General features: G+C 75.3%; 9 protein-coding genes and 1 pseudogene. All 10 read right to left on the bottom strand.

Translation table 11 applies throughout. The annotated features are described in order from the left end of the window. Positions 1–191 precede the first annotated feature (191 nt). A pseudogene (locus ABD52_RS16955) lies at positions 192–1547 on the bottom strand (RsmB/NOP family class I SAM-dependent RNA methyltransferase); the annotation flags it as partial. A gap of 185 nt (positions 1548–1732) precedes the next feature. Continuing rightward, complete coding sequence (gene fmt / locus ABD52_RS16950) at positions 1733–2659, bottom strand: methionyl-tRNA formyltransferase (protein ID WP_047892442.1); 927 nt, start codon at positions 2657–2659, stop codon at positions 1733–1735. 5 nt (positions 2660–2664) lie between these two features. Beyond that, positions 2665–3225 carry a peptide deformylase gene (gene def, locus ABD52_RS16945; RefSeq protein ID WP_013285523.1) on the bottom strand — a complete coding sequence of 187 codons (561 nt, stop codon included), beginning with the start codon at positions 3223–3225 and terminating at the stop codon, positions 2665–2667. A gap of 42 nt (positions 3226–3267) precedes the next feature. Next, positions 3268–4530, bottom strand: a complete 1263-nt coding sequence (locus ABD52_RS16940) for a cytochrome P450 (protein ID WP_063778314.1) — start codon at positions 4528–4530, stop codon at positions 3268–3270. Positions 4531–4624: 94 nt separating this feature from the next. Further along, complete coding sequence (locus tag ABD52_RS16935) at positions 4625–5605, bottom strand: AAA family ATPase (protein ID WP_013285521.1); 981 nt, start codon at positions 5603–5605, stop codon at positions 4625–4627. 229 nt (positions 5606–5834) lie between these two features. Next, positions 5835–7880, bottom strand: a complete 2046-nt coding sequence (locus ABD52_RS16930) for a primosomal protein N' (RefSeq protein WP_047892440.1) — start codon at positions 7878–7880, stop codon at positions 5835–5837. Positions 7881–7939: 59 nt separating this feature from the next. Beyond that, positions 7940–9145, bottom strand: a complete 1206-nt coding sequence (metK, locus tag ABD52_RS16925; RefSeq protein WP_030271053.1) for a methionine adenosyltransferase — start codon at positions 9143–9145, stop codon at positions 7940–7942. An 82-nt stretch (positions 9146–9227) separates the two neighbouring features. Further along, positions 9228–10436, bottom strand: coding sequence for a bifunctional phosphopantothenoylcysteine decarboxylase/phosphopantothenate--cysteine ligase CoaBC (coaBC, locus tag ABD52_RS16920; protein ID WP_013285518.1), 1209 nt, complete (start codon positions 10434–10436; stop codon positions 9228–9230). 14 nt (positions 10437–10450) lie between these two features. Next, positions 10451–10717 carry a DNA-directed RNA polymerase subunit omega gene (rpoZ, locus tag ABD52_RS16915; RefSeq protein WP_047892439.1) on the bottom strand — a complete coding sequence of 89 codons (267 nt, stop codon included), beginning with the start codon at positions 10715–10717 and terminating at the stop codon, positions 10451–10453. Positions 10718–10720: 3 nt separating this feature from the next. After that, positions 10721–11272 (bottom strand): guanylate kinase, encoded by a 552-nt coding sequence (locus ABD52_RS16910; protein ID WP_013474902.1) that lies wholly within the window; start codon positions 11270–11272, stop codon positions 10721–10723. Positions 11273–11285: the final 13 nt, after the last annotated feature.

Genomic DNA, 11285 nt, shown 5'->3' with positions numbered 1-11285 from the left:
GGGCACGGCGGCCCAGGCGACACGAACTCCTTGATCGACTGCGAGGAGAGGTGGGTCAGACCCGGCGGAGGACCGCCAGGAACATGGCGTCGGTGCCATGGCGGTGCGGCCAGAGCTGCACAGGGAGTTCATGTCCGGGCACGGCGGCCCAGGCGACACGAACTCCTTGATCGACTGCGAGGAGAGGTGGGTCAGACCCGGCGGAGGACCGCCAGGAACATGGCGTCGGTGCCATGGCGGTGCGGCCAGAGCTGCACAGTGGGGCCGTCACCCAGGCCCGGCATGCCGGCCGGCAGCAACGGCCGCGCGTCGACGAAGTCGACGTCGAAGCCGCACCGCCGGGCCGCCTCGGTCACCGTCACGTGCGTCTCCACCACGTGCGGCGAGCACGTCACGTACGCGACCAGGCCGCCCGGCCGGGCCGCCCGCAGCCCGGCGGTGAGCAGTTCCCGCTGCAACCGGGTCAGCGGCGGCAGGTCCGACGGCTGGCGGCGCCACCGCGACTCCGGGCGACGGCGCAGCGCGCCCAGCCCGGTGCACGGCGCGTCCACGAGCACCCGGTCGAAGTGCTCCTCCGGCAGCTTCGGGTCGCTGCCCACTGTGCGCCCGTCCGTGTGCACCACAGTCACCGGCAGCCCGCGGGTGGCCTGGGCGACCAGCCGGGCCCGGTGCTCGGCCACCTCGACAGCTGTCAGCCGGGCACCACGGGTCGCGGCGAGCGCGCCGAGCAGGCCCGACTTGCCGCCCGGACCCGCGCACAGGTCCAGCCACCGGCCGTCCGGGCCGTCCAGCGGTGCCGCCACCAGCGCGTCCGCCACCAACTGGGAACCCTCGTCCTGCACGTGCGCGCGGCCGTCGGTCACCGCCGGCAGGTCACCCGGCGCGCCGCCGGGCAGGTAGACCGCGTACGGCGAGAACGCGCCGGGCGCGCCGCCCACCTCGTCGGCGAGCGCCACCGGATCGGCCAGGCCCGGCCGGGCGCACAGGTGCACCGGCGGGCGCTCGTTGTCCTCGATGAGCAGCCGGGTCGTCTCGCCCATGTCGCCGCCGAGTGCCTCGGCGAACGACCGCACGATCCACTGCGGATGGCTGTACGCGAGCGCGAGGTGCCCGATCGGGTCGGTCTCCTGCGCCGGGGCGAGCTTCGCCACCCAGGCGTCGGCGTCCCGGCTGGTGATCTCCCGCAGCACCGCGTTGGCGAACCCGGTGGCGCCCGGCCCCACGGACCGGACCAGGTCCACGGTGGAGGACACCGCGGCGTGCGCGGGCACCCGGGTGTGCAGGATCTGGTACGCCCCGAGCCGCAGCGCGTCGCGCACCGGCGGGTCGATGCGCTGCACGTCCCGCCCGGCCGCGTCGGTGACGATCGCGTCGAGCGTGCCGGTGTGCCGCAGCGTGCCGTAGGTCAGCTCGGTGGCGAACGCGGCGTCCCGGCCGGTCAGCCCGGCCTCGCGCAGCATCGCCGGGAGCACCAGGTTGGCGTACGCGTCGTCGCGGTGCACCGCCGCGATCGCCTCGTACGCGATCTGCCGGGGCAGGTCGACTGCCGGACGGGCCGGACGCCCGCCCCGCCGGTCCCCACCGAACCGGTCCCCGCCCCGCCGGTCGCCGCGCTGGCGGTCGCCGAAACGGTCGTCACCCCGGCGCTCGAAGGCGGGCCGGTCGCCGTGCTCACGCGCGTACCCCCCGGGACGCTCGCCCTCGACGGGCCGGTCCGGGCGCTGCGGCCCCGTCACGCGAACACCTCGCCGGCGGTGACCCGGGCGCCGCGCGCCCAGTCGCCGGCGGGCATGGCCTTCTTGCCTGCGGCGCGCACCTCGCCGAGGCGCACCGGCGTGGTGGCGGTGCCGACGAGCACGCCGGACTTCTCCACGTGCAGCTCCCCCGGCTTCAGCTCCGGGCCGTCGGGCAGCGGGGTGACCGGGCCGAGCTTGACCCGGTCGTCGCGGAACGTGGTCCACGGGCCGGGCGCGGGCGTGCAGGCGCGGATGCGCCGGTCCACCGCGAACGCGGGGTCGCCCCAGCGGACCCGGGCGTCCTCCACTGTGAGCTTCGGGGCGAGTGAGACCCCGTCGGCCGGCTGCGGCACGGCCCGGGCGGTGCCGGCGCCGATCGCGTCGAGGACCGCGACCAGCAGCCCGGCGCCGGAGTGCGCGAGCCGTTCCAGCAGGTCACCGGAGGTGTCGGCGGGACGGATCTCGTCGGTGACGGTGCCGTACACCGGGCCGGTGTCCAGCCCTTCCTCCAGCTCGAAGACGCTGGCCCCGGTCAGCTCGTCGCCGTGCAGCACGGCGTGCTGCACGGGCGCGGCGCCGCGCCAGGCGGGCAGCAGGGAGAAGTGCAGGTTGATCCAGCCGTGCCGGGGGATCTCCAGCGCCACCGGCGGCACCAGCGCGCCGTAGGCGACCACCGGTACGCAGTCCGGCGCCAGCTCGCGCAGCCGGTCGAGGAACTCCGGCTCACGCGGACGGGCCGGGGTGAGCACCTCGACGCCGTGCGCGTCGGCCCACGCGCCGACCGGCGAGCGGACCAGTCCCCGGCCCCGCCCGGCCGGGGCGTCGGGGCGGGTGACCACGGCGAGCAGTTCGTGCCCGGAGGCGGCGATCGCGTCCAGGGCCGGTACGGCGACAGCCGGCGTGCCGGCGAAGACCAGGCGCATCCGGGTCACCGCCCCAGGCCGAACGGGTTGCCGGCGGCGTGCGGGCTGAGCTTGACCGTCGGCGGCGCGGCCTGGTCGTACCACTCGGCCTGGCGGATCGCCTTCATGGCCTCCTTGCGGCCGGCCGCGTCGAGCCGGTCGACGAAGAGCACCCCGTCGAGGTGGTCGGTCTCGTGCTGCACGCAGCGGGCCATCAGGCCGGTGCCGACGATCTGCAACGGGTCGCCGTAGCCGTTGAAGCCCTTGGCGATCACGTTCTGCCGGCGCTTGGTGTCGAAGTAGAGCCCGGGGATGGACAGGCAGCCCTCCGGGCCGTCCTGCTCCTCGGAGTCGGGGAACTCCAGCACCGGGTTGACCAGGTGGCCGAGGACGTCGTCGACGTCGAAGGTGAACACCCGCAGGCCCACCCCGAGCTGCGGCGCGGCCAGGCCGGCGCCGCTCTGCTCGCGCATCGTGTCGGTCAGGTCGGCGATCAGCTTGCGCAGCTCGGCGTCGAAGTCGACGACCGGGTCGGCCGGCGTGCGCAGCACCGGATCGCCGAACAGACGGATGGGCTGGACGGTCACTCGGCGTGGCTCCTTGTCTGGGTCGAACGATGCGCGTCCAGTCTACGGAGTCGGCCCGGCCGCCCCGGGTGGCGTACCGGGAACGGTGACCCGGGCCGCCTTCCGCCCCACGCTCACCGGCAGCGTGGCGTGACCACGCAGGGTGAGCCGGACCCGCCGCTCGGGCCGGCCCGCCACTGCCAGCCCGGGCAGCCGGCGCAGCAGCAGCGGGAACGCCACCTGCGCCTCCAGCCGGGCCAGCGCCGCGCCGAGGCAGTAGTGCGGCCCGGCGCCGAATGAGAGCGGCGCGATCTGCGCCCGCCACGGGTCGAAGCGGGCCGGATCGGGATAGCGGCGGGGATCACGGTTGGCCGCGCCGAGCAGCACGATGACCCAGCTCTCCGGCGGCAGGTCGACGTCGCCGTACCGGGACGGCGCGGTGCTCATCCGCGAGGTGAGCTGCACCGGTGAGTCGTAGCGCAGCAGCTCGTCGACGTACGCGGGCGCGAGGTCGGGCCGCTCGCGCAGCGCCGCCGCGGCGCGCGGATGCTCCAGCAGCGCCACCAGGCCGTTGCCGAGCAGGTTGGTGGTGGTCTCGAAGCCGGCCACCAGCAGCACGATCAGGTTGGCCAGCAGCTCGTCGCCGGAGAGCCGGTCGCCACCGTCGTGCGCCTGGACCAGCGCGGTGGTGAGGTCGTCGGCCGGCGCCCGGCGGCGGGCCGCCACCAGCTCGGTGAAGTAGCCCCGCAGCTCGGTCGCGCCCCGGTCGGCCACCGCCAGCTCGTCGGCTGTGATCTCCGGTTCGAGCACGCCGGTCAGGTCGGTGGCCCAGCGCCGGAACAGCGGCCGGTCCGCCGCCGGCACGCCGAGCAGCGCGCAGATCACGCCGACCGGCAGGGGGTACGCGAACGCGGCCATGAAGTCGACCGGCTCGTCGGCGGCGAGCATCGCGTCGACCAGCTCGTCGGCCTGCGCCCGCACCACGTCGCGCATCGCGGCGATCCGGCGCGGGGTGAACGCGCCGGCGGCCAGCCGCCGCATCCGGCTGTGGTCGGGCGGGTTGGTGCGCAGCATCGACCGGGAGATCGACAGCACGGCCGGGCTCTCCCGCCAGCCGGGCATGAACTGGTCGCGCAGCGCGTCGTCCATCACCCCGAACCGGGCGTCGCGCAGGATCGCGTCGGCCTCGGCGTAGCCGGTGACCACGTAGAAGACCGGCCCGGCCTGGACCACCGGGCCGTGCGCGCGCAGCCGCTCGTACGTCGGATAGGGGTCGAGACGACCCTCGGGGGACATCAGCAGCGCGAGCGCGTCGGTCGGATCCACGATTCCGCCTCCCCAGGCATCGGAGGCCTTCATCATGCTCCGGCCCGCCGGATCGGGTGAACCCGTGACGGCGAGGTGGCGGTGTCCCCGGCGGTCAGGCGCCGGCGCCCGGCTCCCCGGCGAGCACCGGGCCGCCGCCGAGCAGCGCGTGCTCCGGCAGCGGCAGCGTGATGCCGTGCGCGTCCTCCCAGTCGTGGATGAGCCCCGGGCGGGCCTGCGCGGTGAAGAAGTCGACGGCGCTGATCCCGCCGACCACCGGCTCGTCCACCTCGGCGACCAGCCGGGCCGGGACCATCGGCAGGCCGGCGCGCACCGCCGCGCTGAGCCGCCGGTGGCCGTCGACGACGAAGAAGTACTCGCCGGTGTAGCCGATGCTCAGCGGCTCCGGCTCCTCGTCGCGTCCGGCCGCCTCGGCGGCGGCGTCGGAGTCCCAGAGGCCGCGCAGCGTCGACACGTCCTCGGTGGGGTACACCCGGTTCGGGTCGAGCAGCAGCAGCGGCCGGCCGGCGCGCAGCACGTCCGCGCCGAGTCGGCCCTCGTAGACGTCGATGACGTGCTGGATGACCTGCTCCGGGTTGGCCCGGGTGGTGTCGCAGACCAGGTCGTAGTTGCGCAGGCGGGCCTTGTCGACGCCGTACCGGACGATGAACCGGCCGCGCTCGCTCTCGCTGCGCTCGCGCAGCTTGGCCCGCGCCTCCTCCAGCGAGGTGTAGCTCTCCGCCGGGCCGGACGGGCGGGCCAGCACGCGCCGGGCCGCCTCGGTCGGCTCGGTGATCATGTGCACCTTGAGCGCGTCGGTGAAGAAGTGCCAGGCCAGGCGGGAGTCCATGACCAGGGACTCGCCGGAGGCGGCGATGTCGCGCTGGAGCTGGTCGACGTACCCGTCGACGGCCTGGTCCAGCTCGGCGTGCAGGTTGAGCTGGAGGGCGGTCATCTGCCGCTCCTGGGCCATCTGGCGGTAGAGGTCGCCGACGCTGACCCGGCGCAGCCCGAGCCGCTTGGCGATCTCGACCGAGACGGTGCTCTTGCCACTGCCGAGGTCACCGTTGAAGACGATCGACTGACGAACGGTCACGACTGGTCCACCCCTGCTCACCGGCTGACTGACGACATCGAATCCGTGTCGGCCCGACGTGCTCTGGCACCCGCCGCGCCGCGTCCCGCGCGGGAAAACCGCACGGCTGGGCATGACGGGCGATGCTATCACCGCCCGCTACTCGATTGCCGGACCAGGTGTGCGGCAAACCCCAGGTCACGACCGTGCGCGAGGGTCCGCGTGCGCACTGTCACGCGGACGCGTCCGATCAGAACAGGGTGAGCGGATCGACCTGGAGCCGTACCGGGTCGGCCGCCTTGCGGGCGCTGCGCTGCCCGGCGGCGGCGTGCAGCGCCTCGGCCATCGCGGCGGCCCGGGACCGGGGCACGCGTACCAGCATCCGCTCCCGGCCCTCGTCGGCCGGCACCGGGCCGAGCACCTCGGCGTCGCCCGGCAGCCGGGCGCCGGCGAGCAGGTCGGCCACCGCCTCGGCCGCGCCGGTGACGCTCGCCATCCGCACCGCCGGCGGGAAGCCCAGCTCCCGCCGCTCGGCCAGTTCCCGGGCCGCGAACCAGGCGGAGTCCCAGCGCAGCAGCGCCTGCACCGGGGCCAGCGCGCCGTCCGCGACCACCACCACCCGGCCACCTGCCGTACCGGGCCGGGCCAGCGCGGCGGCGGCCATCCAGCGCCGCAGCGCCTCCTCGCCGGCCCGCAGGTCGGCCCGGGTCAGCAGCGCCCACGAGTCGAGCAGCAGCACCGCGCCGTATCCGCCCTCGGCGACCGGCTCCGCGCCCGGGGTGGCGATCACCAGCCCGGCGCCGCCCGGCACCGTCGCCAGCACCTCCTCCCGCCCCGAGGTCCGCACCGGCACGCCGGGGAACGCCCGGCCCAGTTCCTCGGCGGTCCGCCGGGCACCGGTCACCGAGGCGCGCAGCCGCCGCCCGCCGCACTCCGGGCAGGCGTACGCGGCGGCCACCCGCCCGCACCAACGGCAGGCGGGCGTGCCCTGCGCCGACGGCAGCGCGAGCGGCCCGGCGCAGTGCGGGCAGCGGGCCGGGGCGCGGCAGTCGGCACAGGCCACCGACGGCACGTAACCCCGGCGCGGCACCTGCACCAGCACCGGCAGGTCCGCGCGCAGCGCGTCCCGGGCGGTGGTCCAGGCCAGGCTCGGCAGCCGTGCCGAGGCCGCGCCGGGATCGCGGGCCAGTTGCGGGTCGTCGCCGGTGGGCGCCATGGCCGGGGTACGCGCGCGCACCACCGCCCGGTCGGCCACCACCTCGCGCGCCCAGCCGGTCTCCACCAGCAACTGCGCCTCGGCGGTACGGGCGTAGCCGCCGACCACCGCGGCGATGTCGCCGAGCTGCGCCCGGGTGAGCAGCACGTCCCGGGCGTGCGGGTAGGGCGCCCGCGGTTCGGCGTGCAGGTCGTCGCCGTCGTCCCAGATCGCCACCAGGCCGAGCCGTCGAACCGGGGCGAACATCGCCGCCCGGGTGCCGATCACCACGTCCACCCCGCCCGTCCGGGCGGTGAGGAAGGCCCGGTAGCGGCGGGCCGGACCGTCGGCGGCGGCGAGCCGGACGTGGCGTCCCGCGCCGAGCACCGCGGTCAGGGCGGCGTCGAGCCGGTCCAGGTCACGGGCGTCGGCCACCACGACCACGGCACCACGGCCGCCGGCCACCGTGGCGGCGACCGCGTCGGCGTACCGGTCGGCCCAGTCCTCCCCCGGCAACGCCGACCAGACCGCGCGGGCGGGCCGGCCGTCGGTGAGCGCGCGCAGCAGCGCCGGCCCGGCCGGGTAGTCCCGCCAGCCGCGCGGATCCACCTCCGCCCGGCCACCCGGCCGGGCCCCCGCGTCGGCGGCCTCGGACGGTACGCCCCCGGGCGCGGTGCCGTCGGCGGTGGCGGTGCCGTCGGCAGGTTCGGTGCCGTCGGCGGGGCTGCCGTCAGGTTCGGTGTCGCCGGGCGCGGGCTCGTCGGTGGGTGGCGTGTCCGTCGTGACGGCCTTCTCGGCGCGGGCGTGCCGGGGCGGCACCGCCAGCCGGAGCACGTCGGCGAGGCTGCCGGCGTACCTGTCGGCGACCGCGCGGGCCAGCCGGGCCACCTCCGGGGACAGCACCGGCACCGGGGAGACGACCTTCTCCAGGTACGCCAGCTTGGGGTGCTCGGACGACTCGGCGCGCTCCAGCAGCCAGCCGTCGACGAGCTGCCCGGCGAACCGCACCTTCACCCGCACCCCGGGCCGGGCGTCGGCGTCGAGCGCCTCCGGCACCAGGTAGTCGAACGGGCGGTCGAGGTGGGGCAGCGGCACGTCCACGCAGACGCGCGCGACCGGCGACCCCTGCGCGGGTCGCCGGTCGCGGCGCGTGGTGGCGGTCAGGCTCCCGCGGCCGACTTGAGGTCGGCGGCCCGGTCGGTGCCCTCCCAGGTCAGCTCCGGCAGCTCCCGGCCGAAGTGGCCGTACGCGGCGGTCTGCTGGTAGATCGGGCGCAGCAGGTGCAGGTCCCGGATGATGGCGGCCGGACGCAGGTCGAACACCTCGGCCACGGCCTTCTCGATCGAGGCGACCGGCACGGTCTCGGTGCCGAACGTCTCGATGAACAGGCTCACCGGGTGCGCCTTGCCGATCGCGTACGCGACCTGCGCCTCGCACCGCTCGGCCAGCCCGGCGGCCACAACGTTCTTGGCGACCCAGCGCATCGCGTACGCGGCCGACCGGTCGACCTTCGACGGGTCCTTGCCGGAGAACGCGCCGCCGCCGTGCCGGGCGTACCCGCCGTACGTGTCCACGATGATCTTCCGGCCGGTCAGGCCGGCGTCACCCATCGGGCCGCCGATCTCGAACCGCCCGGTCGGGTTGACCAGCAGCCGGTAGCCCTCGGTCTCCAGGCCGAGGCCCTCCAGCTCCGGGGCGATGACGTGGTCCCGGATGTCCGGGGTGAGCAGCGACTCCAGCGAGATGTCCGCCGCGTGCTGGCTGGACACGACGACGGTGTCGAGCCGGACCGGGCGCAGCCCGTCGTACTCGATGGTGACCTGCGTCTTGCCGTCCGGCCGCAGGTACGGGATCGTGCCGTCCTTGCGGACCGCGGCGAGCCGCCGGGCCAGCCGGTGCGCCAGCGCGATCGGCAGCGGCATCAGCTCGGGCGTCTCGGAGCAGGCGAAGCCGAACATCATGCCCTGGTCGCCGGCGCCCTGCGCGTCCAGCGCGCTCTCCGACCCACCGGTACGCAGCTCGAAGGCGTTGTCGACGCCCTGGGCGATGTCCGGCGACTGGGCGCCGATGGACACGCTGACGCCGCAGGAAGCGCCGTCGAAGCCCTTCTTCGACGAGTCGTAGCCGATGCCGAGGATGGTCTCGCGGACGATGGTGGGGATGTCGGCGTACGCCTTGGTGGTCACCTCGCCGGCCACGTGCACCTGACCGGTGGTGATCAACGTCTCCACCGCGACCCGGCTGTGCGGGTCCTGGGCGAGCAGCGCGTCGAGAATGCCGTCACTGATCTGGTCGGCGATCTTGTCCGGGTGGCCCTCCGTGACCGATTCGGACGTGAAGAGACGTGTCACGGCACTCCTAAGCATGTGAAGACTTTTAAAGGTCGCTCGGCGGCAGTTTAGTCATCATCGTTCCGCCGCGACGCGATGAACGCGGGTCGACCAACCGTCAGGAACGCGACGGCAGCCGCGGACAGACGAGGTCCCAGACGGCGTCGGCCAGGGCCTCCTTGGGCTGCTCGGGCAGCCGGTGCACGGCGCCGTCGGCGCCGATCACGGTGGCCGCGTTGGTGTCGGCGCCGAAGACCTTGTCCACGCCGACCTCGTTGACCACGATCATGTCGGCCCCCTTGCGGGCCAGCTTGGCCCGGCCGTTGGCCTCCGCGTCGTCGGTCTCCGCGGCGAAGATCACCAGCACCTGCCCGGGCCGGCGACGCCGCCCCAGCTCGACAGCGATGTCCGGGTTGGTGACCAGCTCGATGGTCGGCGCGACACCGTCGTCGGACTTCTTGATCTTCCCGGTGGCGTAGCTGGCCGGCCGGAAGTCGGCGGGCGCGGCGGCCATCACCACGGCGTCCGCGTCGGCGGCCGCCGCCAGCGTGGCGTCGCGCAGCTCCTCGGTGGTGCCCACCCGGACCAGGTCCGCCCCGGCCGGGTCGGGCAGCGCCACGTTGGCCGCGACGAGCGTGACCCGGGCGCCCCGGGCCACGGCGGCGCGGGCGAACGCGTACCCCTGCTTGCCGGACGACCGGTTGCCCAGGAACCGGACCGGGTCCAGCGGCTCGCGGGTGCCCCCGGCGGTGACCACCACGTGCCGGCCGGCCAGATCGGCCTCGGCCTCGACGCCGCGGGCCAGGGCCCGGCGGGCCACCGCGAAGATCTCCGCCGGGTCGGGCAGGCGGCCCTTGCCGGTGTCCCGCCCGGTGAGCCGGCCCACGGCCGGTTCGATCACGCGGACGCCCCGCGAGCGCAGCGTGGCCACGTTCGCGACGGTCGCCGGGTGCTCCCACATCTCGGTGTGCATGGCCGGGGCCAGCAGCACCGGGCAGCGGGCGGTCAGCAGCGTGTTGGTGAGCAGGTCGTCGGCGAGGCCGTGGGCGGCCTTGGCGAGCAGGTCGGCGGTGGCCGGGGCGACCACGACCAGGTCGGCGTGCTGCCCGAGCCGCACGTGCGGCACCTCGTGCACGTCGGACCAGACGTCGTCGGCGACCGGCCGGCCGGACAGGGCGGCCCAGGTCGGCGCCCCGACGAAGCGGAGCGCCGAGGCGGTCGGCACCACCCGGACCCGGTGACCCGACTCGGTGAAGAGCCGGAGCAGCTCACACGCCTTGTAGGCGGCGATGCCGCCGCCGACCCCGAGGACGATCTCGGCGGGCATCGGCGCTGGCGGGGTTACGGCTGGTCGGTCGGCTCGGCGGTGAGCAGGCCCGCGTTGATCTCGCGCATGGCGATGGAGAGCGGCTTCTCCTGCGGGGTGGTCTCCACCAGCGGGCCGACGTACTCCAGGAGGCCCTCACCGAGCTGGCTGTAGTAGGCGTTGACCTGACGGGCGCGCTTGGCGGCGAAGATGACCAGCGCGTACTTCGAGGTGGTCATCTCGAGCAGCTCGTCGATCGGCGGGTTGGTGATGCCCTCGGGGTTGGTGGCGATGGATCCCACGAATTAAACCTCTGCGTCTCGTGCGCCGCCCGCGGGCGGTCGGGCCGGAGCCAGGAAGGACGAACCGAGCAATCCTACCAGCTCCGCCGCGGCGCGCTCGGTGTGGTCGTGTGCCACGGCATGGGCGAAGATGGCCGCGACGTCCGGGTCGGCCCGGTACGCCGGGGGCGCGAGCAGCACCAGCCGGGCGCCGGGCGCCGCCACCCGTACCGCCAGCGCGCCGGCCAGGTCCAGCGGCAGCAGCACCGGCCGTCCCTCCGCGAGCCGCGCCCGCACCTCGGCCCGGGGCACCCCCCGGCGGTACGGCCCGATCCGGCACCACTCCAGCAGCTCCCCGGCGGCGATCAGCCGGTCGAAGCCGGGCGCGTCGAGGAAGACGCGGTCGACGCCGTCACGCTCGTCCGGACGGGGTGGGCGGGTGGTGGCGACCACCGGCACGCAGACAGACGCAAGGCGCGCCCGGACCGCCTCGACGACACTGCTCCGGCCGGCCCCGGAGGGACCGGACAGGACAGTGAGCCGAGCCGCCGAGCGCGCCTCGTCATCCGTGCTCACCGCTTGTTTCTAC

The sequence above is a fragment of the Micromonospora sp. RV43 genome (genome assembly GCF_001029515.1).
GTDB lineage: Bacteria > Actinomycetota > Actinomycetes > Mycobacteriales > Micromonosporaceae > Micromonospora > Micromonospora aurantiaca.
This window is presented reverse-complemented; position numbering and strand designations above follow the sequence as displayed.